A 26,913-nucleotide genomic window follows, 5' to 3' on the forward strand; every position below is an offset into this window, starting at 1 on the left:
GGAGATAAACAAAACTCTTAACTCCTAACTCAACACGGTCTAAACGCCCCGCTAACAGCACTCAGCACTCAGAACTCTTTCAACTTCCTCCGCCAAAAACTTCGACATTAGCAAATACACAAACAGGTGAACCGTGTCCTACGGAAATAGATTGATTTGGTTCTCCTTTGCCACAATGAGGAGTACCATACATTTGCCAGTTTGTGGCATCTCCAACTTTAATTAAACTATGCCAAAACTCTGGTGTGGTAGCCCGATAATTGGGATTGCGGAGGGTTTTGGTAAGTTTACCATTTTCGATTAATTTAGCGTACTCGCAACCAAATTGAAATTTATAACGGCGATCGTCTATTGACCAAGATCGGTTAGATTCCATGTAAACGCCATGTTCTATGCTGCCAATAATGTCTTCAAAAGTGCCGTTTAAAGGCTCTAAATTCAAGTTTGCCATGCGATCGATCGCTGGCCGATTCCATGAAGAAGCACGGGCACAGGCTACTCCAGGTACACCTGCTCTGGCTTGACTCTCCAGACTGCCTAAACCCCGTTGGAGTACACCTTCTTTAACCAAATATTCCTTTGTTGCTACAGCACCTGTATCATCAAAGCGATAGCTGGCAAATTCACCACGGACGGTGGGATCAAAGGTAATATTCATCAGTGGCGAACCATATACTAGGTTGCCAAAATCACTTTTATTAATGAAGCTGCCCCCAGCATAGTTTCGCTCATCTCCCAAAATTCGGTCAATTTCTAGGGGATGCCCGACACTTTCATGGATTTGCAGCATCATTTGGTCTGGTGCTAAAACTAAGTTGGTGCAGGTGGTTGGGCATTCTTCTGCTGTCAAAAGTTCTACTGCTTGTTCCCCAATTTGCCGCACGCGATGCCATAGGTTGTCTTGTTGTAAAAGTTCTAGTCCGCCTTGGTAACAGTTTGCTAGGGAGCCGTTATGACTGCGCTGCTGTACAATTGCTCCATCCTGAGCAGTAGCTCCGTAATGAGTGCCTATAGATAGAAATTTTTGATATACTTCTGAGCCGTTGCTACTGACAAACCAAGATTCTCTCTCGGTAGTGCCAATATTGGCTATAGTTTGCACAATTTTGTCATCAACCTTCAGGGTTTGGCAAATGCGAACTAATAAATCGTTGATTTCTCCTGGACTCAAAGCATCGAATGGCTGAAGGAATGGAGATTGATATTCACCAACGACTTTGGGGCGCTCACTTTCGCGGAAGGGATGTATCCACCATTCGCTGGCTGCTAGCGCATGGTTGTAGGCTGTTTGGGCAGCAGCTTGTAGGGATGATAATTCTAGGGAGTTAGTAGCTGCATAGCCGATACAGCCATTAACTAAGACTTCCAGCATGGCTCCGACTGTGAAAGATTTGCCGTTGACTTGGGGTAAGGCATCACGGACTAAACGGTTAGTAGAAGTCTCTTTGACGGCTCTAATACCAATCCAATCAGCAGGAATATCGAAACTAGCGATCGCTTTTTTTAATTCAGACCACATAATTTGGGGAATGGGGAATGGGGAATGGGAAATGGGGAATGGGAAATGGGGAATTTTACCCCTAGTCCCTACTCCCCACTTTTTCTAATTCCGGTGCCAGCGTGTACCATCACGGCTATCAATTAGCGTAATACCTTGTGCTTGCAGTTCATCACGAAGGCGATCGCTTTCGGCAAAATTCTTGGCAATACGGGCTTGTTGTCTTTGCTGAATTTTCACCTCAATTTCGACATCACTTAAACCTTCTATTGTAGAAGTTCTGACTTCTGGCTTGGCTTCTAAACCCAATACTCCAGCCAAGGTAACGAGTGTTTGCCATTGACTTTGTAACTGATCTGGTGATGTTTCTGTTTTTCCTTGATGCACAAGGATATTTCCTTCACGGATTAGTTCTTTCGCTAATTCAAACAGCACTGTTAATCCACCAGGAAAGTTAAAGTCGTCATTAACAAGTTCTTGGAAACGTTCAATATAGGGATTGGGTACTGGGTATTGGGTACTGGGTATTGGGATATTCCCAGTCCCTAAATCCCAGCCTAGTTTTTCCCCATGTTGATAGCCGAAGAATAAACCTTCTTTGATGGTGTGCCAGCCGTTGGTTGCTGCGGCGATCGCTTCGTCGGTAAAATCTATGGGTGTGCGATATTGCGCTGTCAGTACAAATAACCTTACTGCCATCGGGTCAACTCCCCGATCCAGCAGTTCTCGAATCGTGATAAAGTTGCCCAAAGATTTGGACATTTTTTCACCATCTACTTTCACCATGCCGTTATGCAACCAATAACGCGCTAGGGGTTTTCCGGTGACAGCTTCAGACTGGGCAATTTCGTTTTCGTGGTGGGGAAAAATTAAGTCAGCGCCACCAGCATGAATATCTATGGTATCGCCCAGGCGATCGCGCACCATTGCCGAGCATTCTATATGCCACCCCGGACGACCTGCACCCCAGGGTGATTCCCAAGCTGGTTCTCCCGGTTTTGCTGCTTTCCACAAGGCAAAATCAAAGGGATCTTTCTTTTTCTGATATTCTGGATCTTCGAGGTTGACGCGATCGCTTTTCCCCGCTTGCATATCTTCTAACTTGCGTCCCGAAAGCTTGCCATACTCAACAAACTGTCGTACCTCATAATACACATCGCCGTCGGCGGGGTAAGCAAAGCCTTTATTTTCCAAGTCATGAATTAAGCGCTGAATGCCGTTCATCGTATGGGTAGCACGGGGATACTCATCAGCTTCTTTGATTCCCAAGCGTGCCATATCCTCAAAATATGCTTTGATAAAGCGATCGGCTACAGCCTCCATTGATGAATTTTCTTCCCTCGCTCGATTGAGGATTTTGTCATCAATATCAGTAAAATTTTGAATATAACGTACTTCATAGCCGATAAACTGGAGGTATCGGCGTACTACATCCCAAACAATGCAAGCTCTAGCATGACCCAAATGGCAGTAATCATATACCGTCACGCCGCAGTAATACATCTTAACCTTGCCTGGTTCGACTGTTTGAAACGGTTCTTGACGACGGGTGAGGGTATTGTAAAGAGTTAGGGTCATAATCAAGTAATGCTGAAATAGAGAGATAAGCAATAATAAGGTAAGCAGCTAGGATGACAGTCCAGCATCCCTATGCTAGTGTTTTCTGGACTATCTGCGCTACATTACTATTTTTGATTTTTTTGATAACAGCGCTATGCAATCAGCAGTTACTTCCGAATCCCAAGCAATGGATACGCCTAAACAAGGAATGCCAGTAACAATTATTACGGGTTTCCTCGGTAGTGGCAAGACAACTTTACTTAATCATATTCTCAACAACCAACAGGGTTTAAAAACCGCTGTTCTCGTGAATGAATTTGGTGAAATTGGCATCGACAACGAGCTAATTGTTTCCACTGGCGAGAACATGGTGGAACTAAATAATGGTTGCATTTGCTGCACTATTAATAATGATTTAGTAGATGCAGTTTACAAAGTTTTAGAACGCCAAGAAAATCTCGATTACTTGGTAGTAGAAACAACTGGATTGGCAGATCCATTACCAGTAGCTCTAACATTTTTGGGCACAGAATTGCGAGATTTAACTCGCTTAGATTCGATTATTACTGTGGTAGACGCGGCGAATTACAGCCTAGATTTATTTAATTCTCAGGCGGCATATAGTCAGATTGCCTATGGTGATGTAATTGTCCTGAACAAAGCTGATTTGGTTGATGAAGCCACTTTGACTGAGTTAGAGAGAAAAATTAACGAAGTTAAGGAAGGAGCAAGAATTCTCCGCACAACGCGATCGCAAGTGCCGCTTCCCTTAATTCTCAGCGTCGGTCTGTTTGAGTCTGATAAATATTTTGACACAGTGGTGGATGACCACGATCATCACGACCACAACCATCATGACCACGATCATGACCATTCAACATGTGGTCACGATCATCACGACCATGACCACGATCATCACGCTCACAATCACTCCGATCATTTAGAAAATGATGGTTTTACTTCCATCTCTTTCCAGAGTGATAAGCCTTTTTCCATTAAGAAATTTCAGTATTTCTTAGATAACCAGCTACCTTCAAATATTTTCCGTGCGAAGGGAATTATGTGGTTTGATGAAAGTCCAAAGCGTCATATTTTCCACCTTTGTGGTAAACGTTTCACCTTGGATGATGATGATTGGCAAGGTCAACCCAAAAACCAAATAGTACTGATTGGTCAAAATCTGGATCGTGAGGCTTTAACAACTCAAATACAAAACTGCATTTGTCTACCTTCTACCAGTCGCGGTAAAGGGTTTGGCAAATAAAAGTAGAGACCTAATTAATTGCGTCTCTACAGAAATTAAGAATTAAAATTGTGTACTCATTCCCAGGTTTATCCCTGGGAATTTGTTTTTATTGGTTCAGATATTACAGCAGTTTTCTTTGTATGAAGTACAAAGCTACGGTTTGGAGGCAGGATAGCGCAGCGTAAACCCTTCTCTAGGAGACGCTCTGCATGAACGAACGGCATAGCTTCTCTACGAGAGACTGCCATTCTGCATCTCAATTGATTGGCAAATTGCCATACTATATATTAATAAATTTTGCAATGTGTTCCAGTTTACACTAGGTTAAGAAAATTCACCGCTACAATCGATTTTAGGCTTATTTTAAGTCTGTAAAACCAAGGATCTCTATCAAACTAGTGATAATTTTTTGAAACATGCAAACAAGAAATTTAATTACATCATTTGCATTAGGTATGACATTAACAGCAATATCTGTAATCCCATGTCATGCAGAAACAATTACACCCAACTTATACAATCTCAGTGGTCGTAATCACGCAGGAAATAAAATCAAAGTTACTTACTCAACGTCAAGCATTACTGCTAAGCCTCTTTTTAGCTATCAAGACCAGCAACAAACATTAAATTTTTCCGGAGATGAGATCCGGACTGCGGAATCGGAAATTGGCACATTAGTGACGGTAACTATCCAGAGGACAGTAGATACTGGTTCTACTACATTTAGCTTGCTCATACCTAGGGTAAATTTAGGACAGAATTATAAATCTGCCCCAATTGAAACTAAGGGAATCACAACAGTTAATCGCTTTTCCGTAATTCCTGCATTTAATCTTGGACAAACACAGACTTACACAATTACTCCTTTGAAAGGTACAGCTCAATCTGTAGCGTTTTAACTAGAATACGCCTACGTTGAGAACTGTAGTTTTTTAATTAGGGTAAAGCTTTAATGCGTGTTATCATCCAGCGAGTTAAATCATCTCAAGTTATCGTTAACGGCGAAATTGTTGGCAAAATTGGACAGGGGCTAAATTTGCTCGTGGGTATTGCTAATACCGATACTGATGCTGAACTCGACTGGATGGTGCGTAAATGCTTAGAATTGCGGTTGTTTCCTGATGAAGAAGGAGGCGATCGCTGGCAAAAATCTGTACAAGAAATTGGTGGTGAGTTATTGGTAGTCAGTCAGTTTACCCTTTACGGTGACTGTCGCAAAGGGCGTCGTCCTTCTTTTGACCGATCAGCCGCTCCTCAAGCAGCAGAAGATTTATATAATCATTTTGTGACCAAGTTAAAAGACAGTGGTGTACAAGTGCAAACTGGTAAATTTGGGGCAATGATGCAAGTGACAATTGAAAACGATGGTCCTGTAACTTTGTTACTTGAGAAAGAAGCAATTTAAGTACATATACTAAAAATATAAAAAACTCCCTGACCTTAGCCAGCCAGTTACCCGCCGCTTTCAATGAATGAATAACAGCAGCCTCTAGACCGTGGTGTTCTAATTGATGAGAGAATATTAAATTAACCATCACAAAAGTTTAAATTCATTCATCATGGCGAAAATCCAGTTTTCCAGAGGTGTTGACGAAGAAGTGGTTCCAGAAGACGTGCGCCTAACGCGATCGCGCGATGGTGGACAGGGTACAGCAACGTTTATTTTTATAAATCCAAAAATTCTAGACCAAGGTGGTACTGACGATATTACCGGGATGTACTTGATTGACGAAGAAGGCGAAATAGTTACTCGTGAAGTTAAGGCTAAATTTGTTAACGGTAAACCGGAAGGATTAGAAGCACTTTACGTCATGAAATCTTCTGAAGAATGGGATCGCTTTATGCGCTTCATGGAGCGGTATGCAGCTCAAAACGGTCTTGGACTCAGCAAAAATGAGGGGTAGAGCATAAGGCATTTGGCATCATAGGGCATTGGTTAATTGTCATGCCCTATGCGTTATTCTTGATGCCCAATTACTCATTATGAAAATTTAATAACTTTTCCATGATACAACAACCCCACCCAGACTCGGCTGGAATTACACTAACTTGTGCTGTGGTTACTGTCAGCGATACACGCACCCCGGAAACAGACAAAAGTGGTCAGCTAATTCAGCAGTTGCTCGTTGATGCTAATCATACCGTGGGAGCCTATACAATTATCAAAGATGAACCAACAGAGATTCAACAGCAGATAGAAGAGCTAGGTAAAAGCCCAAATTTGGATGCTGTAATTTTCAATGGTGGCACAGGTATTGCGCCGAGAGATACCACCTACGATGCAATTGAAAAGTTATTAGAGAAAACCTTACCAGGATTTGGTGAGCTATTTCGTTTTTTAAGTTATCAAGAAATTGGCTCGCGGGCGATCGCCTCTCGCGCTGTTGCTGGTGTTTATCAAAATAAATTAATCTTTTCGCTTCCCGGTTCCAGTAATGCTGTCCGGTTGGCTATGGAAAAACTAATTTTACCTGAATTGACTCACTTGATAAGTCAGATACGGAAATAAGCTGATGCGCGTCTAAAGTATATAAACACTCTTGATGGTCGTTAACAGTCATCAGTCATCAGGTAAACGTACAAATTAAATGCGTAACAACTTAGAGACTGGTGTTATGGCCACCAGTCTCCACTCTTCAGCTAGGACGGTTATTATTCACCGTTGGTATTTCACCACCAAATAAAGGATTAGAGTTTCCATCACTAGTGTCTGCAACAATGGAACGCATCCCTTCTAAAGTTGCAGGAATACTCCGGGGGTCCATAAACATAACCTTACTGCTTTCGCTACTGCCAATCTTCGTACCCATTTCTAGATAATTTTGGGCGAGTAAAAACTGCAAAATTTGCTGTGCCTTTGGTTCAGTTTTCACCGTGTTGGTGATAATTTGCAGCGCCTCGGCGGTTGCTTGGGCTTTGAGAACTTGTTGCTGGCGTTCGGCTTGAGCTTGCAACACAATGGTTTTTTGTTGTGCTTCCGCTTGCAGAATTGTCGCTTTTTGACGCGCTTCTGCATCGAGGATTTGCGCCTCAGCTTTACCTTTGGCGCTATTAACAGCAGCTTCGCGATCGCCCTCGGAAGTTAAAATCGCTGCGCGTTTGCGTCGTTCTGCCGACATTTGCAATTCCATCGATTCTCGTACCGCTTGAGATGGTATGATGTCTCGCAGCTCTACCCGTGTCACTTTCACACCCCAAGGATCGGTAGCAACATCCAAATCTTGTAATAAAAGTTCACTGATGTGGGAACGAGCAGTAAAGGTTTGATCTAACTCCAATTGCCCCATTTCCGCACGGATTTGAGTCAGAACCATGTTTACCATTGCCGACTGGAGATTTTCTACCTTATACCAAGCTTTTTCCATATCAACAATGCGCCAGTAAAACACTGCATCGACCTCAATACCAACGTTGTCACGGGTAATGCACTGTTGGGGAGGAATATCTAAGACTTTTTCGCGGATAGTTTCTTGGTAGACAACTCTATCTACAAAAGGGATAACAAAGTTCAGTCCTGGTTCGAGTTTTTTGTTATAACTACCCAATCTTTCCACCAAAGCTTCATTACCCTGATTGACGACTTTCACAGATCCCGCTACGGCACCACCACCAAGGGCTAAAAATACTAGTAAAAAGAACTGTTCCATTGTGAATCTCCTGATTTTAAATATGAAAAAGAGAGTGGGGAGATGGGGCGGAGGGGCATAGGAGATAATGCTAACTCCTAACTCAGCACTGCTAATGCCCCATTCCCAACAGCTAAGAACTCAACAAATTTTCTGGTATCACAATTAAAGTGGTACCTTCTCTCCTAACCACATAAACTCTTTGATGGGGCGCTATGGTGAATTTGTCATCATCACATCGGGCTTGCCAAGAATTTCCCTCATACAGCACTCGTCCTGTTTTCCCAGGTGGAATTTCTGTTAGGGTTTCAGCGATGACTGCATCTTGAAGTTTTGATTTGCGTCGTCGCGGTTGGAAAAACCGACGAGAAAGCAGAATTAATGTTGTGGAAAGCAACAGCCAAACCACAATCTGCAACCATACACTTCCCAAACCCACTCCACATAGTAGCGCCACCACCAAAGCGCTAACTCCCATCATGAAGGCGACAAACGCCGATGGTAAGAACAATTCCATTAAACATAGAACTGCTCCTGCAAGAAGCCAAATTAAAGTAAAACTTGGCATGGCGCTATCCTAAAACTCTACATTGACGTAAATGCATTTATACGATTAGATACACCCAGACGTAAGCTATTGACATAAAGCAAAACTTGGTATTTTTACCAATAATTTTGATAAATTTCAGTAACAAGGTGTAGCCAGTGGTACACAAGTCCAGTCTATTCTAGCCTTCAACTTGTTGACAGCTAAATTTAATCGAAATTCATGAGTTGATTTATTTGTTTCTTGAATTTATACCCTTATGATTTTTACTCAACGGATAATTTATTGTATAAATCCAAATTGTAATGACCCGATTAATCCTGAGGGAAATGATTTTTGTGTCAGTTGTCAAACTCCCCTAGTTCACCGCTATCTCTGGGCTGTTGGTTCTTTGTCTGCCAAAATTCCACCAAACACAAAGGTAGCAAATAGATATGAGGTAATTGAACCGCAAGTTTGGCTAGATACTCAACCAGGATTACCTCCAGATGTACCTGAAGAATTACCAAAAGAAGTAATTCCTTATTTACGGTTATATCAAGAATGGTTACATTTGCCCCAGGCTTATGGGTTTGCTCACGATCTTGAGGAAGGTGTTGCTGATATCCTGTTATTGGAAAATGTGCCCATAGATAAAATGGGACATATTTACCCAACTATTGCTGAGGCGTGGGAGGAAGCAACGGCGGTACGACAAGTTTATTGGCTGTGGCAAATTTTCCAGCTTTGGACACCTTTATCAGAATTGGGGGTAACCCAGAGTTTATTGGTGCAAGGTAACTTGAGAGTTGAAGGCTGGCGTGTGCGACTGTTGGAACTTGTAGAGACATCTTATGAAACATCTCTACAGAAGTTGGGACAGTTTTGGCAACCTTGGATAGCCTCTGCAAAAACATCCATAGCCAAAGAGTTACAAAAAATAGTCGAGCAGATGTGTGAAACTGAGGTGGAGTTGGATGCTATTACTACTCAACTTAACAATTTACTACTAGCATCTGCGGCAGAGTTGCCATTGACTTTGAAGGTTTCAGGTTCTACAGATGTTGGACCAGTAATGGTACAAAATGAAGACAGTTGCTATCCCAATACTGTTAGTCAATTAGATGACACCTTATTGCCTTATTTGTCGATTGTTTGTGATGGTATTGGTGGACACGAAGGTGGCGAAGTTGCCAGTCGGTTAGCAGTAGAGTCTGTGAAGTTGCAAATTCGTGTGTTATTGGCGGAGGTAGCAACACAAAGTCAACTTTTATCACCAGAGTTGTTGCAAGAACAACTAGAAGCAAGTTTGCGGGTGGTGAATAATGTGATTTCTGCGCGCAATAACGAGCAAAAACGCCAAGGCAGAGAACGTATGGCGACAACTATCGTTATGGCTGTGCAAATTCCCCAAAGAAGTCAAGCGTTAGCGTACACCTTGGGAGAAGCAAGCTACGCGCAGCGTCTCGTAGAGAAGCTTACTGAAGGTATCGCTACATCACAATCAAACAATAGCCATGAACTATACTTAGCTAATGTTGGCGATAGCCGCGCCTATTGGATTACTTCTCAGTATTGTCATCTACTCACAATAGATGATGATGTCGCAACGCGAGAAGTACGCTTAGCGAAAAGCTTGTATCGAAAGGCACTCTTTAGACCAGATGCTACTGCCATAACTCAAGCATTGGGGACAAGAGATGCAGAATCCTTGCGTCTGAGGGTTCAGCGCTTCATTGTCGAAGAAGATGGTATACTGCTGCTGTGTTCTGATGGTTTAAGTGATAATAACTTGGTAGAACAATCTTGGCAGGATTATGCAAAACCTCTATTAAGAGGTGAACTTACACTTGAAGATGCTGTTGGCAACTGGATTAACCTGGCAAACGAAAAAAATGGGCGTGATAATACATCGGTTGTTCTAACTTATTGCCGTGTCTCTCCAGAATACATAGCACCTGTTACTCTCACACCGCCAGTAGAAAATCTAGAACCAGAACCAGCACCAGAACTAGAACCAGAACCGGAACTAGAACTAGAACTAGAACTAGAAGAATCACAAAAAGAAGAACCAACCTCTTTTACAGATAGTTCGCAAGCATTGCTAGATTTGCAGCTAGATTTGGATATTTCAGAGGAACCAGTAATAGACCCAGAAATTCCACCAACTTTAATTGAAAAACCGAAGCGAGATAAACGTTTGGTAATGGTGGGGGGAGTATTGGCGTTGCTTGCGGGTGGTACAAGTTTGGGATTATTTGCTTGGTGGCAAATTAATCCTCAAGGATTCCAGCAAATGTGTCGGCAACTTCCTCCAACAATACAGCAAATGTGTTCGGGTGGGAAATAAAGCGATGTCTTCGACGGTCACTGAGCGCAGCCGTTCGCGGAGGGTCTCGCAGAGAATTGCGGGCTACGCCTATGCACTACACATAACTCTACATCACAATGGCAAAGGCGATCGCTAGCTAGTAATATTACGTGAGTTCGACGGCACTAAAAAACGGCAAGAGGCAATGCAGGCAAATCTTTTGGGTAAATGTCAATTGAGGGTTTTTTGGGCAGATAGATGTAAGCAGCCAAACCAGCCATCAAGTTGACCAAAAAGTTAAATACACTACGACGCCCTTGAGTGTTCTATTTGACACATATTTTTGAGATGGTCATTGACCGACTCGGCGGACTGCTCGCTTGCCTAAAAGAATTTTATCAATCATTATAACCAAATACCTTATACCAAGTTCTGTTATTTTTTCACGAATAATTTAAAATTGCCGTCTAGAACCCTTAGACAATAGAATCATAATTAAAAATTACGAATTACGCATTGCGCTACTATTGGTAAGGGTTACGGTCTTTTGATTCACGTAATTAGACAGACACTATAGCAATCATAAATGATTCATAAACAACAAGACTCCTGACTTCTCAAAGAAGTCAGGAGTGTGAGTTTGCTATTTTCACAAATCAAATAGAATTTCTATAGCGATTTTGATAGTAATCCAAAATCTGGTTAACTCGTCGCCGACTTTCTGAATCAGAGTTTGCTGTCCACGAAAGCCTTAAGCCATCAATTTGACTTTGATTGTAATCAAACTGTTGGGATGACTGGGGAATTAAATCTACTTCTACGCCTTCCACTTGACGTAAATGCGCTGCTATTTCTCTATAAACTGCTAAAGGCAAACCAGTAAATTCAATTTTTTCCTTAGTCACCATCTTTTACGAAGCTCCCACATTAACTGTATTTGGGAGGGGTGTTGTCCCTAAAATAGAGTTGCCATTAGCAGATGCAGCTGATGGCGTTGAGTTGACAGCCCCTTCCCCTACCATTTTGGCAACTTCTATACCATATTGTTCCAAAATGACAATCGGGTTGGAGCCTCCATTCATTTCAATGCGTTTAATCAGTACACCGTTCGCTAATCGCTGTCCTGCTTCCACATAACGACTTGTCGGTTCATCTGGTACTTTGATAATTGCCTGTGGTTCTTTACTAATGAGAACGACACCACTCACAAACACTGCTTTTGCTAAGTCAGGTTGTGGTGCTGGTGGTAATACAGATACTAAAGTTGGGTTAGGAACAACTTGAGGCAAAACCTTAGGCAAGACTGAAGTCAAAGTAGTATTAACTTTTTTCGGTACAGAAGCAATATTATTTTTCTTTGGATTTAAAGCTATGGTTCTTGTTGGAAGTTTTCGGACTGCTAGTGATGCAGTAGGTAGCTTAGGTACTATGGGAATAGGTCTTCCAGATGTTTTAGGTATTCCAGTAGACGTCTGCCCAAAAATTTGTCCAAAAGGGTCAGTCCGGTTTTTTGATACCAAAACTAACCGTGCCCGTTCTGTAGGATTAGTAGATTGAATTAAGTTAAGACTTGGAGAAGAAACTTGTGAAACCTGTTTGGCAGGTATGACTGGATTTTTAAAGGATTGAGCCGCTGGTGGCGAGTTTTTCGCTATTTTGGGAATCGGCGCGGGATTGATGGCTTGTGGTGTCTCTTCAGAAGCACATCCAGCGATCGCCAAGGTTAAAATAGCTGCAATTGTAATTGTTGAATTTATGCCCATGAGTCTTTCTCAAAAGCCATTGGAGAATTGAAAACTGGAAATCAACATGCCTGAAATTTGTATTACAGGCAAAGCATGTTCCCTTTATAACCTAATTTTCTGTTTTTCAAGGGTTATTTTTCGCACCATCAGCCCAGCATAATTGCGGCTTAAGGTTTGGTGCTAGTTAATCCTCTGCCACACCCATTAGCTGTTTCATCAAATCTAGGCCTTTCTTCACCCTACGGGAAACCGTTACTACACTGATTCCTAGATGTTCTGCAACTTGTTTTTGTGTCAAATCCTGCAAAAATACACATTCTAGGACATCGCGGGTGCGTTGTTCTAACTGAACTAATGCTTGTTGCAAGCGAAGTTGGTCTTCTTGTGCTAGTTGAAAGCTGCGATAGTGAGGATCTGGAACTAATTCTCCTAAACAAGTAGAGCCTTCTTCACCATCTTGGATTGGTACATCTAAACTCAAGGGAGCGCGATTAACCCATGCTAATTTAATTTCTTGCCATTCATTTGGAGAAATTTCCAATGCTGCTGCTAATTCGGAGTCTGTTGGTTGGCGATTATGTTTTTCACGCCAAGAACGTGAAATTCCTATTGCTTGCTGTTGCAGCGCTAACCACCTCCGAGGAATTCGCACAGTGACGCCTTTATCTCGAAGATAGTGTTGAATTTCACCCCGAATATAGGGAAGAGCGTAAGAACTGAAGGCGTGTCCCTTAGAAAGTTCAAATCTTTCAATAGCTCTAATTAAACCCAAACATCCAACTTGGAGCAAATCATCGTAGGTTTCATGACATTGATTTGTCCAGTAGTGAGCTTCTTTTCTCACAAGTCCAAAATTGAGTTTTACCAGTTGATTGCGAATATTTTCGGAGCGACATTGCTGATATTCTCGCAACAACTGCCAAATTTCATGCTTTAGTTCATTGGTGGCTGTGGTAGTCATAGCACCGGGTTTATTGAGCAAATAAAGAATCAAGAACTCGCGTTTATAGTTATTTGCGATCGCTCACTAAATTAAGTAAAATATCGTGCTGTATGCCCTAGCAAATCTATGGTAAATAACAGATATTTCTCTCCAAAATTCCATAAATTGCTTGAGAACCAATCAATATTTCAATGAGCTAAATCTGTGAGTATTTATTTAGTTGTTTAGTTTGGGTTTTAATCTGTAGTTTTTTTATAACTACATAGGAATAAAATATATAATTAATCACTAAAGATCAAACCGAGATTGTACTTAATTTTATTTATTGATTCTAAGATGAACTTTTAGAAACAAAACTATCGTATTCAGAATTTTATTGGATAATTAAAAATATAATTTACAGTAAAATTACATATAAATTTTAAAGACATTCATTTAATATTTAAAAATTACTAAATAGAAATCACAAATTAGTATGTATATTTACGCAAGCAATAAAAAAAGGGCGTTTTGCCCTTCGTTGTAGTTATTTATAACTATTTCGTAAAAACCTAATTAACCTCGCTTTATTTAGGAGGGTAATTAAGTTAAATTTTCTGATGAAACCTGATGCTTCCAGAATTGCAGTTCTGAATACCGGTCAGTTACGTAACTCAAAAGGATTTAGCTACGATTTTGATTCAACTCGGCCGTAGAATATACCGCGAATCTTAACTTCTTTAGGTTCGCCAGCACCTAAATCGGTATCAGATGGCTGTTCGCTCAGGAAAGTACCAGCAATTTCACCACTACTGCTATCTACCTTAGCTATTTGCAGAGAAATCTTACCATTGAGATTTTCTGCGCGCTTAACATTAGTACGGGTGAGTTCTTCATCATCCGCTTGGGCAGGGAGAGCAACGGCGTTATCATAGCCACTAACGACACCACGACCTTTGGGATCTAGGAAGGCTGCACCACGATAGGAAGGAACTTTGAAAGTGCCTTCAAAGTCCGTAGAGGTGTTGATACTGGTCAAACTGGGTTGGGTTTGAGCCACCAAGTTTTTGATAGTGAAGAGGAAAGGTACTCGCTCACCACCTGGGAGTTGCACAGTGATGGCTTGGAAGTCAAGACCATCAGTTTCTGCAAAAGTCAGGCTATTATCTGAGTTAATTTTCAGGTCGCCTTGTACTTGGTCAATGGTGGAAGTGTATCTGGTCAACAATTTGCCAGCAACAAATTCTGCTTCTTGGCGTTTGTTACTAGGTTCTTCTTTGACGAAGAAACTGGTTGGTTCCAAGCAAAGTTCTTTGATGGTATATGACTGGCTAGAATCAAGGGGAATAGAACCACGGCTTGTTTCTGTTAGTTGAGGGCATTTGTTAGCCAAGCCAGTGCCTCGAATTTGTTCGTAAGTGAGTACATCCCTACCACTACTAGCAGCAGGAGCATCACTACAAGCAGTTATTAGCCCCAGGCACAAAGCCAAAAATGCAACAATTAAAGCGCGATACCTCATGGTCAACCTCAATCTCAAAAATTAATATCTAAGTTGTAAAACTGCATGGAAGCTTTGAACTCTGACGATAAGCCGCTACTCTGCGCTCAAACTTTTCTTTGCTAAAGGTCTTGCTCTCTTGAGTTTGGGGTGTAAACCCAGAATCAAGTAGGACACTCCACCCATTTTGTATGTGTGTCACTAAGGGAGCAAAAAGCCAGCAGTTTTACTGTTGATGGCATTTGCGAGAGTTGGACGCGTGAATGAGTAAGCCTCACACAGAGCGGCATCAATGCTTGCCTCGAAGAAAGTTGTCTCGAAGAAAGTTGTCTGCTTCACACATTGCTCTTGCTTGTGACAAAAGCAATGTCGCCCAAGTCATTTTGTATTATGTATGTGACGCTACTACATACAGCCCATTGTTTAATGGGTAAATCAGCCAGATCATACGATTTTTTTTAACTCAAAATCAAAGTACTCTAGTCTCAAACAAGAATGTTTTGCTCCTATCTAGCTCCAGTAGAGGCTATGTTAAACGGTACTGCGCTCTTGTAGGAGCGATCGCAATTGCTTTTCATAAAGATACAAATCTAGTTATATTCACCTTGATTACGGGAATGGGGACACGGGGAGTTGAGAAAAAACTTGGAAAAATCCTACAGAAGATTTGTCTACTTGTGTAAGATGACAGCTAATGAATCTAGACTGGCTGGGAAACTAGGGAAAATTAAAAATCTCCGGTAAATTTGAGTTGACCTCATTTATACGGAAAGGGTGGCATGGATAATAACAAAACTATTGAGGCAGAGAAGTCCTGCTTTAAACTGGAAGCAATCTCAACTGTGGTGTATGATGCAGTTGCGAATTGTGAAGGCGAGACTGTAGCTCTTTTAGCTTTGCTGCGAGAATTAGAGCGGTTACACCGAGAGATCCGAGATGGGATTTTTCAAGAGAGTTTGCCTGTTAACCGTCGGCAACTCTACTCACTGCTGAAAGATATTGAGTCAGAGGGAGGCTGGCCTTATATTGAGCGTATGAGATTACAAGCACTTTTAACGAATTTGCCACCAGAGCCGACCCCAGAAAATAGTCTTGAGGAGTTGGAGAGCGATCGCTCTTTTGGTTAATTAAATCAAAATCAGCTAGACCAAGAGTTATTGGTCATTTTTTCCATCAACTCTGCCCCCTGCCCCTTTGCCTAGAATTTCCGGTTTATACCATCGCAAAGACGGCGATCGCGTTCTTCCAGATTGCGGTTGTGCTTGAGGTAATCACCTACCCAATCGCAACCACGAACAAGCAAATCATCAAGATCTAAATTCCACAAAATTATTGTATTGTCATCACTAGCTGATGCTAGTGTTTGACCATCTGGGCTAAAGCTGACACTTAATACTGGGGCACGATGCCCATTAAGACTTTTAATTAATTTGCCTTCACGGCTCCAGAGTTTCACTGTGCCGTCCCAACTAGCTGCGGCGATTAATTTACCGTTGGGACTAAAAGTTACGGCGTTAACGCTATCACTGTACCCCTTTAATAAGGTTTTTAACAACGTACCATCCCGTCGCCAAAGTTTTATAGTGTTATCCCAGCTAGCAGACGCCAGCAACTCGTCAGTGGGACTAAAGCTAACACCCAATACCCAGCTTTCATGGGGAGAGAAAGTTTTCAGCAAAGTACCATCTCGCTGCCAAAGTTTGACTGTTTGATCGTCACTAGCAGAGGCTAAAACCTGGCCATCAGGGCTGAAATTGACGCTATTTACCCAATCTTTATGCCCCACTAAAGTTTTGAGTAACCTACCTTTACGGTTCCAAAGTTTTACCGTTTTATCTTTGCTTGCTGATGCCAAAATCTCACCATCAGGGCTGAAACTTACACTCATCACACTATCAGTATGTCCGTGGAGAGTCATGATTAAAGTACCGTCAAGCCGCCAAAGCTTTACAGTTTTGTCATAACTTCCAGAAGCGAGCATTTCACCTTTAGGGTCAAAACTGACACTAGGAACTTTATCTGTATGTCCTACTAAAGTTTTGTAGAGTCGGGTTTTCACCTCACCATCACTGGCGTCTCTTTGCCAGAGTTTGACGGTGCGATCGCTACTACCAGAAGCTAGCATTTGTCCATTGGGACTCCAAGCAACGCTCAAAACTCGATTCTGATGTCCTTGGAGAATAGACGGTGTTGGGGCATCTAAACTCCACAGTTTCACTGTTTTATCAAAACTTCCCGAAGCGAGCAATTTATTATTGGGACTGAAAACTACGCTAGCAACACCATCATTATGTCCTTTGAAGGTTTTGAGTAAGCTGCCATTAATACTCCAAAGGTTTATGGTATTGTCTTCACTTCCGGAAGCTAACTTTTTACCGTCGAAACTAAAGCTTAAACTCCATACTGTATTGGTATGTTGTCGTAAAGTTTTGTAAGGAACAAAGCCAAAACTGTCAGTATTGGTGCTGCGATCGCCCCGCCAAAGTCTCACTGTTTTATCTCGACTTGCGGATGCCAAAAATTTACCATCAGGGCTGAAAGCAACCACAGTCACACCCTGCTGATGCCCGTACAAAGTTGTCACTAGGCTGCCATCCCGTCGCCAGATTTTCACTGTTTTATCGTCACTTGCGGAGGCAATGAATTGACCATCAGGACTGAAGGTTACCCAGTTAACCCACCCACGATGTCCCTTTAGTATTTTTACCAGGCTACCGTCTTGATGCCAGAGTTTTATGGTTGTATCTTTACTGCCAGTGGCTAATAACTGGCCATCAGGACTGAAATTAACGCTGTAAACCCAATCTCCATGTCCTTTTAAGGTTTTAGATGGTTGGGGATAAAATTCACCTGTAAGCGGGTTTTTACGCCAGATCTGGACTGTTTTATCGAGACTGGCTGAGGCTAGGGTTTGACCGTCAGGGCTGAAAGTGACGGCGCTTACCGCGTCGGTATGACCTTTGAGGGTTTGGAGTAAGGTTCCGTCAGGACGCCAAAGTTTTACCGTTTTATCTCGACTCCCTGATGCTAGCAAGTGACCATCTGGGCTAAAATTTACTCCCCAAACAATATCGGTGTGCCCTTCTAAGCGGTTGACCTCTGTTACCCCATAAACTGCCTGTTGGAGGGCTGTGACTACCCGCATTCGGGTATCTGGTTGGACAATTTCTGACTGTCTAAGTCGTCTCCAAGCCCGTAAACTTTCTAGTAAGGCATCAAATTCTTTATTAGAGGCAAACAAAGCTTCGCTAGCAGCAGCGATCGCACTAATTTTCAAGTTGCTTTCACTGCGTTCAGCCCGTATCGTTTGGCGAAATGCTGCTCTTTTCTGTAAGTCAGCTTGCCACCATAATGCTGCGATTGTTCCGCCCATAATTGCCAGCACTGCCCCTGCCATTCTTGCTTCTTTTAAGCGCCTTTGCAACACCAAATTGAGTTCATTTTGACTAAGTTTTTGGGCTACTTCTGCTCTAGTTTTTTCCAGTTTGATTTTTTCTAATTCGGCGACAATTCCATAATTGTTCTTTTGGCGGATTGGTTCAACTAAATAATCGTGAACTAGCTGATAGCGATCGCCTAATTCTTGTCTGACTCGCAACACCAACCCAGAACCTACTAATATTTCTAAAATCAGTTCCCCAACTATTTCAAAATCTGATATTGTCTCAATATCATGGTTATTAACTAATGCAACGGCTAAATCCGCTTTAGTTTTTAACGGTCGCGTACCTTTTTCATCAGTTAATTCAAATAATAATTTCCAACTTAACTCTTCGTTTTCTTGACCGCAGTCTTTGATAACTTCGCCAAGCCAGCGTTCTACTAATTTTGTCGAGCCACCGCAAAGCTTGTATTGTGCGAGTGTATTAATGTTTTCTATTTGCAGTTGAGCGCCAACTATTTGTAATTCAATTGGATGTACTTCGTCTAGTTCTCCTGTTAAATCCTGCACTAACCGATTAATTAATTCATCACTCAGTTCATAATGTGAACGTTGAGTAAGAGTATGAATTATCATTTTAGCATCCTGGCTAGAGAATTTTCCTAAATAGTAGCGAATATCTTTATCCAGAATATTTTTGTTAATTATTCCTAAATCATATAGTCCAATACTATTTTTTTGGCTCAGCCTTTCAAATTCTAATAGATAATGTAAATAATCTTCTCTTAATGAAAGAATAATCTTTACAAATGGGATATTCAAACATTCACTAAAGAATTTATAAAATTCTATTCTTTGTGCTGAAGAATTACTCACAAAGAAAAATTCTTCAAACTGATCTAATACAATAATTATTGTATGATTGCGTTCGGTTGCCAACCGAATTTTGTCGATCAGTATAGTAGGTGTGAAGTTAAGATCGATAGATATTCCTGTGTGTGTCAGCGCTTGGTTTATACTACTAACAAAAACTGTAATCCAATCAGTATAAATAGACAAAACAATAGGTATAGGAATCCGTCCCCCAATAACTTTTCCTCTCAATGCCGGCACTAAGCCAGCTTTGATAATTGAACTTTTACCTACACCTGATGGACCATAAATAACGGTGAGTTTATAGTCAGCACGTGTAATTCTTTTAATCAAGCGATTGACATCTTGTTGTCGTCCAGAAGCAGATATTTCTTGGGCAACTTCCTCTGGAGTAAACGGTCTTTTTTCAGGTTCTAATGCTGGGTTAATTTTGGAGCGTTGCGGCTGCAATTGACTTGCTCCAATAAAGGCACGAAAGCCATATTGATGTTCTATTTGAATTTTTTCTTGCTTGAGCTTAAAGGCTTCTATATAATCATGACGCTCAAAAAAGTAAAGCGATCGCAATTCTTCTAAAATCTCTAAATAAAGTGATGGCTGATGTTGTAGCTCACAAACGACCCTCGCCCATTCCAGATTATTGATTGCTTCTTCTCGCTCACCTAAGTGCCGTTGTGTACGTGCTAACAAGAGAAGATACCAACTTTCTTGTCTTCGTATTCGCAAAGCGTCTCGCAGAGAAACTTCTGTTTCTTCTTCACAGATAGAAAGTGCTGTATTCGCTAATTCATGAGCTAGTACCCAATTCGATTCAGAAGCTGCCACATTTGCCAAAAAACCATAATTTTGAGCAATTTGTGCTCTAGTTCCATAAGTTTTATGTAGATTTAATGATTTTTGCGCTAATTCTTTTAATTCATCCCAAGCTTGTAAACGTTGTAACATTTCACAAGCTGGTGAAATAAATTTAGCAACTAAATCTTCTCTTTGTACCTCTTTTAATATTTCCAGACATTGTTTAAACCATAAAAGAGCATGTTGGCAATAGCTCCTATTCGCACTTTGGTTTAAGTCTGCCATCCGTCGATAACATAGCCCCAGGTGAAATAGTACTATTGCTTGCTTGAGTAAAGACGAGGGAGAAATCAGAATCGAGGAAGAAGGGGAGAAAGGAAGAGGAGGAGATAAGAGTAATTGTTCGCTTACTTTCCCTACTTTACCAGTCTCCAATTGTGTAACTCTCTTTGTTTCTTGTTGCCACAAAGATATGCTTTTTTGATAATTGGCTAAAGCAGCATTAATTTGATCGTTGGCGTATTTATCCCGCCCTAAAACAAATTCTAAACTAGCTTCTAATCCTGGTGTTAATTGAAAGCCATACAGACGTAATAAATCATTACGCGCTGATTCTATCTCGTGGCGATGTTGTGACTTGGGATCTAAATCTAAAGAAGCATTAGATAAAAACGTTTCGGCACCTGCTTCTAAAACTTTAGCAAATAAAGATTCTGCTTCTTGATGAATCAAAGAAATTAAATCTGTTTTTGCCATTTCAAATTTAATCGTGGTTGCAGCCCAGCTTTTGAAATCAGGAGCTAATCTGGAAAGCAATGATGCCACTTCATCTTGTAGCCACAATACTACGGGAAATGGAAAAGTCACAGCATAGATATCTCGTGCTTGGTTGATGCCTGTAAGTAAATTTTCTAGGTCGATAACTGACTCAATGCCAAAAACCATCACAGCTGATGGCAAAGAGTCTGTGACAACCAGAGGATTATCTAAAAATAATTCTGATACTATTGTGCTGTGTAAGGAACTAGTTGATGGATTGAGAAAAATTTCTCTGATATTAATGTCTTGGGTGCTAGAGCGAATATTATCTAACATTTGCTCCCGTAATTGCCCATAGTTACAGCGAACTAAAATTAGGGCAAATTGACCTTCCGAAAGTGCGATCGCTCTAATCAGTCTTTGCAAAGTATGCTGATTTTCTTTGGTCATGGGGCATTGGGCATTGGGCATGGGGCATTGGGCATTGGGTATGGGGTATTAGTCATTAGTTATTAGTCGAAAAACCAATGACAAATGACTAATGACTAAGGATAAAGAATAATTGACTTACCCAGAATTTGTTATTTGTTTTGTTGCCAAGCCAAAACTTTTTCTGTTTCTGCTAGGGCTGGACTGATACCAAACCAGCGCCCCTGAGGATCGCGATATTCAAACAGATACATGCTTCGTAGTAAGCTTTGGTAGTCAGACTCACCTTTAACTCTCTGCTGTTGTACTACTTCAAACAATAATTCCCATTGAGATTCATCAATAGCTAATAGCAAATCATCGCGGTAATCCTTAATCACAGCTTCTAAGCAATCCTGAGAAAAAGGTGGATCTTGTCTTTGCAAGCAGCTATAAAGTAAACCCAATAAGTTACGAATGTGACCACCACTAACGCGACATAAACGATCCAAAGTTTCAGAGCGATCGAATAATTCTGTAATTAGTAAAAGTCTTGCACTCAAAGGAACTTCTGGAAAAGCTCTTGCTAGGACTAGCTGGCGCACTAAGGATATCCCTGGTTCGTAGTCACTACCATCTCTTTGCCGCACCAAAACCATTGGTAATACCTTCGGGGCAATTCCTCCCCCTAAGCGATTTTTCAGTGTCTCGTACTCATTAGAAAAAATTAATGCTAGGGGAATTGTGTAAACTAGATGGCATTTGAGTCGGCGTAACTGTTCCCCTCGGTCGATGAAAAGATACTCAGGTTGCGATCGCCCAGATGCTAAAGGACGCATATCCACTCGATCTAAGTTATCTACAATCACTACCAGTCCTTTTTGACCCCGTAGCTTTAGCTGTTGAACAGCTTTTTCTAAAATTTCTTCGTTAATCGCTTGCAAAATACTGTTGGTACGTGGTTCCAAATATTGCCTCAGTTGATTACGCAACTGGTTGCTATCTTTGGTTTTGGCAGTAATTTTGGCAATACCCAAAGATAACTCTGCTTCTGCTGCAAGCTCTATGGGGCTTTGCAAAAAATCGCCTACTTCTTTAAACAAATTAGTAAAGTAGCCAGGTTTGAGTTTGATACCAATTCCTTCTAAACTAACACTGACTTGACGAGCTACACTCAGCAAAATATCGCTGACATCAATATCCGCCATATCTAAGTCTTGACTGGACTCAAAATAAACTACATGAAATCCGGCCAATTCTAGTTCTGTTTTGAGACGTTGCAACTCTGTAGATTTACCACAGCCAATGTGACCTGTAAATAACTGGCAGGTTGGCTCATCCGGAGAAATACGGCAGATCGTCCGTTGCAATTCTTCAACAATCTTGCAACCACGTACATCAGCAAAGTCTATATAGTACTGCCGATCTATGACGTTACCTATATTTAAGGTGTAGCTGGGATTACATGCTTTATAAAAACGTGACAAATTTAATGTCGTTCTCATGTATGTTGAGGTGTATGTAGATGTGTATGTAGATGCAGTTTAATTCGTATTTTTTATACAAATAATCTCTAGCCCGCATTTAAGCACACGGTTAATTTGCAAGTTGGTAGTGTCTTGCAATGAACAAATCTCGTCGCTCAAACGCTACGAGTAACCGTCAGTATATGGTAGAGATTTAATTGACCCTAATAACGTTAAGCATATCTGTCCTTTTTACACCTGCTATTAAGGTTTTGACAATCTCTTCTAGCTCCTGCTTGAACAGAAGAACACAGGGGGAGGGGGAGACAAGGAAAAAAAACCTCTTGTCCTAAGTCGTCTCCCCTTGTCTTCTTCGCTAACCTGGCACAAATCTTTATGCTTAAGTTTTTAAGTGCAAAAAGCTACTAGACTGGACGATTATCAGTTTGGATAGCTGATGAGGTAGAACTGGTATGAATTATAGCAAGGTATACAGAAATTCAGTAATACTTCGTTATCATTTCACATTGTATTTGTCAATCAAACAAAATCATAAATATCATTTATTATCATTAGGAAAAAATCTTCGATCAACACTTGTCAAAAAGACAACAGTCAGTTAAAAATGAACACCGGAAACTTTTATAACAACGATGACTAGCGCCAAGATTTTTGTGTAGTTACTGTAAAGTGTTACTAAAAATAAAAAAACTCTTGAAAAGAGCGGCTAACAGATGCCGACAGTGTTTACTGAGATTAATCATGATACCAACAAATCAAGGAATTTGGACTGCAAGGAAAAAGGGGTTTCAATGGCTGGCATAATATCAGTTTCCCGCACGGATTTAGCCCAACGTCGTAAGAAATTGCGTCGCCAACGACAGATGAAAATTATTCAGGCTATTTGGCGAACCTTTGCTATTACTGGTTTTGCAGGTGGATTGTTCTGGGTGGCAGTCCAGCCAATATGGATGCTAAAAGCTCCCAAACAAATCGTGATGAAATCAGGCAATAAATTACTTTCACAGGAGACAAGTCAATCGCTTTTGGTGCTATCTTACCCCCAGTCTTTGTGGCGGATTCAACCATCGGCGATCGCCAACTCTTTGGAAAAACAACCAATTATTGCCAGCGCAATCGTTAGACGCCGCTTATTTCCTCCTGGATTAATCATTGATATCCAAGAACGAGTGCCTGTGGCAGTAACTCAAACTCCAACAGTGCAAAATCAGGGCAATAGTAACAAAAAAGTCACAATCGGCTTACTAGATGCAACTGGAGTCTGGATGCCGTTAGAAAAATACACATCACTGAATCCCACCAGGAAATTACCCGATCTCAGAGTTATTGGACTGCCACAAAAATACTGCCACGACTGGACTCAACTTCATCAAGCTGTCAGCCACAGTCCAGTGAAAGTGATGGAAATTGATTGCCAAAATCCAACGAATTTAATTTTGAAAACAGAATTAGGAAATGTGCATCTTGGCGTTCCAGGTTCCCAGTTATCTGAACAAATCAAGGTACTAGGCCAAATGCGCCATTTAGCAGCAAAACTCAAATCTGGCGAAATGGAGTATATTGATTTGAAAAATCCTGAAATTCCATTAGTACAGATGAACCAAATAAATCCCAAATTAACTCCCAAAACCCCTGGAAATATCTAGGATGTTTGATATATTGAACGCTCCTAGTAAATTAAGAAGCTTTCTGCTGATAAATATATTTATTATTTTTAGTTTTCTCGCAAATCGCAGAAAAATCGGCATTAACTTCTAATTAAAATGAGAAGATCGAGCATAAAATCTTCATTGGGTGTCAAAGACCCCCAATTGCGACCCTAATATCTAGATGGTGGGGTGCAAGATGTCGGATAAAGAGGGCATATCGCGTGAAAAACGCCTTATGCCCACAGATTCTTTCACTGAAGACAATGCACAAAATAAAAAAGTGTTTGATTTTTTTATTAAGATCTGACTCACGAGCAGAGGACAATCATAAGAACGGTTTCCATCCCAATCCAAGTGCAGAGCCACAAACAGTATAGTTTTGGTCTGTTGAGGACACTTCCAAAGACAGTTGACCAAACTTTCAATCTGTGAAAATGCTGCTAAAGTTGCCTAAACTTTACTTCTAGGCAATCAGTTTTGACTCATCTGTGCTGTAATCTCTATTAGGTTACAAACCCTTCTCGGAAATTTTAGTTTATTGTCGGCATAAGCAAACATTCTCGTAGGATAGAATATTGGTCCAACAAAGTGTCCATTTAAACTCCCCAAATAACAAATTAATCAGGTATAGTCTGACAAGCAAATTATTCCTTGCTTCCAGCTTCAGGATAAGTAAGTATCAGGTAAACTTTGTGTCTTAAGTTGCAATCATGGCCAATGGTTAAATCTATTAACAATATTGTTAAGGCAGATCGGACCCCCTATGGTGTGTCTTTAGAAGTTATGCCATCCGCAGAGAATAATGAAGAGATTAATGTCTGGCTGAAGTTTTACAGAATACTTTTAGATACATGTAAGTATTTAAATATAGTCAATATGATTATGCAGAAATTGGTGTTACTTAAATCTATGTATAGTAGTGTGGCTATATTTGACTACGTAAGATGGAATTATGCTGCTCTAAAATTGGCTGTGCGATCGTCTGCCTTAAAACCTTATCCCATAGTAGCTTTTCACACAGCCAATTCTGTTAGGGTTGCCAGTAGTGAAAACAATAAAGAACACTGCCACAATATTATGGCAGTGTAAAACTATAGTTGACTCTTAGTTGAATAACACCTGAAAAAGTCGTTTATCTACCCTTTCACAAATCCAATGACACTTGATAATAACCAAGGACTTAGCTATAAAAATTCCCAATCTACGGGACAGCCGGGGTTCTCTCTGGCAGTTAACTCGACCAATCCCTTTAATAACTCTGGGTTAAACTTCGGACAAAATCACGATAGTAAGAAAATTTCTGCGGAAAATAGCCGAATTGGTGAGATTGTCCCTGGTCGGGTCGCCAATATTAAAGTGATTGGTGTCGGTGGCGGTGGTGGTAATGCTGTTAACCGCATGATTGAGTCTGATGTCTCTGGTGTAGAGTTTTGGTCAATTAACACTGATGCTCAGGCTCTTACCCTAGCAGGCGCTCCAAGTCGGTTGCAAATTGGACAAAAGCTAACACGGGGTTTAGGAGCAGGTGGTAATCCTGCCATTGGTCAAAAGGCGGCTGAGGAATCACGAGATGAAATCGCCACGGCTTTAGAGGGCGCAGACCTAGTATTCATCACAGCTGGGATGGGAGGTGGGACTGGTACAGGTGCAGCGCCGATTGTGGCAGAAGTAGCTAAAGAAATGGGCGCTTTGACTGTTGGTGTGGTTACACGTCCATTTGTTTTTGAGGGACGCCGCCGTACCAGCCAAGCAGAACAAGGTATTGAAGGACTAAAAAGTAGGGTAGATACACTAATTATTATCCCCAATAACAAACTGCTAGAAGTGATCCCCGAACAAACCCCCGTGCAAGAAGCTTTTCGCTATGCAGATGATGTGCTGCGTCAAGGGGTGCAAGGAATTTCCGATATCATCACGATTCCCGGTTTGGTAAACGTTGACTTTGCTGATGTTCGTGCTGTGATGGCAGATGCGGGATCGGCATTGATGGGAATTGGAGTGAGTTCTGGGAAATCTAGAGCTAGAGAAGCGGCGATCGCAGCTATTTCTTCACCGTTACTAGAATGTTCTATTGAAGGTGCTAGAGGAGTTGTATTTAATATTACTGGTGGTACTGATCTGACTTTGCATGAAGTGAATGCCGCCGCAGAAGCAATTTATGAAGTAGTCGATCCCAACGCCAATATTATTTTTGGAGCCGTAATTGATGACAGACTCCAAGGTGAGGTAAGAATTACCGTAATTGCCACAGGCTTTACAGGTGAAGTGCAAGCGGCGGTACAACAAAGCGTAGCAAACGTTCGAGTAGCACCTAATACTCCAAAGCGACCAGCAACACAGCAACCCCCAGTTAATCCTTCAACCCCAACTGCAACCCCAACTCCAATCCCAGAACCAAAAGAAAAACTTGGATTAGATATACCTGATTTTCTGAAAAACCGACGTACACCAAGGAATTAAGGGATTTTGAATTTGAGATTTTAGATTAACTTAACAGTCTGAGATCGGTTGAGCGCTGTATAAAATCTGCTAGTTCCAGGGTGTTACCAACGGCAGGGGTAAGCAATCCGTTGCCATCCCCAATTTTACTAATTGGTAAAGAAACTTCTCAAAGCTACTTACAGA

General features: G+C 41.2%; 21 protein-coding genes. 10 read left to right on the plus strand and 11 right to left on the minus strand.

What is annotated here, in order from left to right:
• Positions 1-79: 79 nt before the first annotated feature.
• Together ACFG4S_RS02170 and cysS are read right to left on the minus strand one after the other, a co-directional pair.
• Entirely contained in the window at positions 80-1,519 is a 1,440-nt protein-coding gene (locus ACFG4S_RS02170; protein ID WP_392533254.1) for a TldD/PmbA family protein, read from the minus strand.
• Between the two features lie 84 nt (positions 1,520-1,603).
• Entirely contained in the window at positions 1,604-3,076 is a 1,473-nt protein-coding gene (gene cysS, locus ACFG4S_RS02175; protein ID WP_392533255.1) for a cysteine--tRNA ligase, read from the minus strand.
• A gap of 136 nt (positions 3,077-3,212) precedes the next feature.
• Between cysS and ACFG4S_RS02180 the strand changes: the two genes are divergently transcribed.
• The 5 genes from ACFG4S_RS02180 to ACFG4S_RS02200 all read left to right on the plus strand — a co-directional run bounded on the left by ACFG4S_RS02180 (position 3,213) and on the right by ACFG4S_RS02200 (position 6,813).
• The gene (locus ACFG4S_RS02180) at positions 3,213-4,322 is read left to right on the plus strand and encodes a CobW family GTP-binding protein (protein ID WP_392533256.1); all 1,110 of its coding nucleotides are present in this window, start codon (positions 3,213-3,215) and stop codon (positions 4,320-4,322) included.
• Between the two features lie 398 nt (positions 4,323-4,720).
• On the plus strand, positions 4,721-5,203 hold the full coding sequence (locus ACFG4S_RS02185) for a hypothetical protein (RefSeq protein WP_392533257.1): 483 nt from the start codon (positions 4,721-4,723) through the stop codon (positions 5,201-5,203).
• A gap of 53 nt (positions 5,204-5,256) precedes the next feature.
• The gene (dtd, locus tag ACFG4S_RS02190) at positions 5,257-5,709 is read left to right on the plus strand and encodes a D-aminoacyl-tRNA deacylase (RefSeq protein ID WP_392533258.1); all 453 of its coding nucleotides are present in this window, start codon (positions 5,257-5,259) and stop codon (positions 5,707-5,709) included.
• Positions 5,710-5,863: 154 nt separating this feature from the next.
• On the plus strand, positions 5,864-6,208 hold the full coding sequence (gene psb28, locus ACFG4S_RS02195; RefSeq protein WP_392533259.1) for a photosystem II reaction center protein Psb28: 345 nt from the start codon (positions 5,864-5,866) through the stop codon (positions 6,206-6,208).
• 101 nt (positions 6,209-6,309) lie between these two features.
• A complete protein-coding gene (locus ACFG4S_RS02200; RefSeq protein WP_392533260.1) occupies positions 6,310-6,813 on the plus strand; it encodes a molybdenum cofactor biosynthesis protein B in 504 nt (167 codons plus the stop codon).
• 127 nt (positions 6,814-6,940) lie between these two features.
• Here the strand turns inward: ACFG4S_RS02200 and ACFG4S_RS02205 are convergent, their stop codons facing one another.
• Together ACFG4S_RS02205 and ACFG4S_RS02210 are read right to left on the minus strand one after the other, a co-directional pair.
• Positions 6,941-7,951 (minus strand): SPFH domain-containing protein, encoded by a 1,011-nt coding sequence (locus ACFG4S_RS02205; RefSeq protein WP_392533261.1) that lies wholly within the window; start codon positions 7,949-7,951, stop codon positions 6,941-6,943.
• A 112-nt stretch (positions 7,952-8,063) separates the two neighbouring features.
• Positions 8,064-8,498, minus strand: coding sequence for an NfeD family protein (locus tag ACFG4S_RS02210; protein ID WP_392533262.1), 435 nt, complete (start codon positions 8,496-8,498; stop codon positions 8,064-8,066).
• 238 nt (positions 8,499-8,736) lie between these two features.
• Here ACFG4S_RS02210 and ACFG4S_RS02215 point away from each other — a divergent pair, with 238 nt between their 5' ends.
• Positions 8,737-10,806: a protein phosphatase 2C domain-containing protein gene (locus ACFG4S_RS02215; protein ID WP_392533263.1), complete on the plus strand. Its 2,070-nt coding sequence runs from the start codon at positions 8,737-8,739 to the stop codon at positions 10,804-10,806.
• A 617-nt stretch (positions 10,807-11,423) separates the two neighbouring features.
• Here ACFG4S_RS02215 and ACFG4S_RS02220 read toward each other — a convergent pair.
• From ACFG4S_RS02220 to ACFG4S_RS02240, 5 genes are all read right to left on the minus strand, one after another.
• Positions 11,424-11,675, minus strand: coding sequence for a hypothetical protein (locus ACFG4S_RS02220; protein WP_392533264.1), 252 nt, complete (start codon positions 11,673-11,675; stop codon positions 11,424-11,426).
• Between the two features lie 3 nt (positions 11,676-11,678).
• Complete coding sequence (locus ACFG4S_RS02225) at positions 11,679-12,530, minus strand: hypothetical protein (protein ID WP_392533265.1); 852 nt, start codon at positions 12,528-12,530, stop codon at positions 11,679-11,681.
• 166 nt (positions 12,531-12,696) lie between these two features.
• Positions 12,697-13,473 carry an RNA polymerase sigma factor SigF gene (locus ACFG4S_RS02230; RefSeq protein ID WP_392533266.1) on the minus strand — a complete coding sequence of 259 codons (777 nt, stop codon included), beginning with the start codon at positions 13,471-13,473 and terminating at the stop codon, positions 12,697-12,699.
• A 649-nt stretch (positions 13,474-14,122) separates the two neighbouring features.
• Positions 14,123-14,956 (minus strand): photosystem II manganese-stabilizing polypeptide, encoded by an 834-nt coding sequence (locus ACFG4S_RS02235; protein WP_392533267.1) that lies wholly within the window; start codon positions 14,954-14,956, stop codon positions 14,123-14,125.
• 180 nt (positions 14,957-15,136) lie between these two features.
• On the minus strand, positions 15,137-15,274 hold the full coding sequence (locus ACFG4S_RS02240; protein ID WP_392533268.1) for a hypothetical protein: 138 nt from the start codon (positions 15,272-15,274) through the stop codon (positions 15,137-15,139).
• 440 nt (positions 15,275-15,714) lie between these two features.
• Between ACFG4S_RS02240 and ACFG4S_RS02245 the strand changes: the two genes are divergently transcribed.
• Entirely contained in the window at positions 15,715-16,062 is a 348-nt protein-coding gene (locus tag ACFG4S_RS02245; protein ID WP_392533269.1) for a hypothetical protein, read from the plus strand.
• 71 nt (positions 16,063-16,133) lie between these two features.
• Here ACFG4S_RS02245 and ACFG4S_RS02250 read toward each other — a convergent pair whose 3' ends face one another.
• Positions 16,134-21,194: a hypothetical protein gene (locus ACFG4S_RS02250; protein ID WP_392533270.1), complete on the minus strand. Its 5,061-nt coding sequence runs from the start codon at positions 21,192-21,194 to the stop codon at positions 16,134-16,136.
• Between the two features lie 131 nt (positions 21,195-21,325).
• On the minus strand, positions 21,326-22,657 hold the full coding sequence (locus ACFG4S_RS02255; protein ID WP_392533271.1) for a P-loop NTPase fold protein: 1,332 nt from the start codon (positions 22,655-22,657) through the stop codon (positions 21,326-21,328).
• Positions 22,658-23,430: 773 nt separating this feature from the next.
• Between ACFG4S_RS02255 and ACFG4S_RS02260 the strand changes: the two genes are divergently transcribed.
• From ACFG4S_RS02260 to ftsZ, 3 genes are all read left to right on the plus strand, one after another.
• Complete coding sequence (locus ACFG4S_RS02260; protein WP_392533272.1) at positions 23,431-24,285, plus strand: cell division protein FtsQ/DivIB; 855 nt, start codon at positions 23,431-23,433, stop codon at positions 24,283-24,285.
• Between the two features lie 786 nt (positions 24,286-25,071).
• The gene (locus ACFG4S_RS02265; protein ID WP_392533273.1) at positions 25,072-25,377 is read left to right on the plus strand and encodes a hypothetical protein; all 306 of its coding nucleotides are present in this window, start codon (positions 25,072-25,074) and stop codon (positions 25,375-25,377) included.
• A gap of 66 nt (positions 25,378-25,443) precedes the next feature.
• Entirely contained in the window at positions 25,444-26,748 is a 1,305-nt protein-coding gene (gene ftsZ / locus ACFG4S_RS02270) for a cell division protein FtsZ (RefSeq protein ID WP_392533274.1), read from the plus strand.
• Positions 26,749-26,913 lie beyond the last annotated feature (165 nt).

This window comes from Nostoc sp. C117, from assembly GCF_043099735.1.
GTDB lineage: Bacteria > Cyanobacteriota > Cyanobacteriia > Cyanobacteriales > Nostocaceae > Nostoc.

Bases quoted from the DNA above. Each gene is read 5' to 3' on its own strand.
- ACFG4S_RS02170 (WP_392533254.1), bottom strand. From the start codon at position 1,519: ATGTGGTCTGAATTAAAAAAAGCGATCGCTAGTTTCGATATTCCTGCT.
- cysS (WP_392533255.1), bottom strand. From the start codon at position 3,076: ATGACCCTAACTCTTTACAATACCCTCACCCGTCGTCAAGAACCGTTT.
- ACFG4S_RS02180 (WP_392533256.1), top strand. From the start codon at position 3,213: ATGCAATCAGCAGTTACTTCCGAATCCCAAGCAATGGATACGCCTAAA.
- ACFG4S_RS02185 (WP_392533257.1), top strand. From the start codon at position 4,721: ATGCAAACAAGAAATTTAATTACATCATTTGCATTAGGTATGACATTA.
- dtd (WP_392533258.1), top strand. From the start codon at position 5,257: ATGCGTGTTATCATCCAGCGAGTTAAATCATCTCAAGTTATCGTTAAC.
- psb28 (WP_392533259.1), top strand. From the start codon at position 5,864: ATGGCGAAAATCCAGTTTTCCAGAGGTGTTGACGAAGAAGTGGTTCCA.
- ACFG4S_RS02200 (WP_392533260.1), top strand. From the start codon at position 6,310: ATGATACAACAACCCCACCCAGACTCGGCTGGAATTACACTAACTTGT.
- ACFG4S_RS02205 (WP_392533261.1), bottom strand. From the start codon at position 7,951: ATGGAACAGTTCTTTTTACTAGTATTTTTAGCCCTTGGTGGTGGTGCC.
- ACFG4S_RS02210 (WP_392533262.1), bottom strand. From the start codon at position 8,498: ATGCCAAGTTTTACTTTAATTTGGCTTCTTGCAGGAGCAGTTCTATGT.
- ACFG4S_RS02215 (WP_392533263.1), top strand. From the start codon at position 8,737: ATGATTTTTACTCAACGGATAATTTATTGTATAAATCCAAATTGTAAT.
- ACFG4S_RS02220 (WP_392533264.1), bottom strand. From the start codon at position 11,675: ATGGTGACTAAGGAAAAAATTGAATTTACTGGTTTGCCTTTAGCAGTT.
- ACFG4S_RS02225 (WP_392533265.1), bottom strand. From the start codon at position 12,530: ATGGGCATAAATTCAACAATTACAATTGCAGCTATTTTAACCTTGGCG.
- ACFG4S_RS02230 (WP_392533266.1), bottom strand. From the start codon at position 13,473: ATGACTACCACAGCCACCAATGAACTAAAGCATGAAATTTGGCAGTTG.
- ACFG4S_RS02235 (WP_392533267.1), bottom strand. From the start codon at position 14,956: ATGAGGTATCGCGCTTTAATTGTTGCATTTTTGGCTTTGTGCCTGGGG.
- ACFG4S_RS02245 (WP_392533269.1), top strand. From the start codon at position 15,715: ATGGATAATAACAAAACTATTGAGGCAGAGAAGTCCTGCTTTAAACTG.
- ACFG4S_RS02250 (WP_392533270.1), bottom strand. From the start codon at position 21,194: ATGACCAAAGAAAATCAGCATACTTTGCAAAGACTGATTAGAGCGATC.
- ACFG4S_RS02255 (WP_392533271.1), bottom strand. From the start codon at position 22,657: ATGAGAACGACATTAAATTTGTCACGTTTTTATAAAGCATGTAATCCC.
- ACFG4S_RS02260 (WP_392533272.1), top strand. From the start codon at position 23,431: ATGGCTGGCATAATATCAGTTTCCCGCACGGATTTAGCCCAACGTCGT.
- ACFG4S_RS02265 (WP_392533273.1), top strand. From the start codon at position 25,072: ATGCCATCCGCAGAGAATAATGAAGAGATTAATGTCTGGCTGAAGTTT.
- ftsZ (WP_392533274.1), top strand. From the start codon at position 25,444: ATGACACTTGATAATAACCAAGGACTTAGCTATAAAAATTCCCAATCT.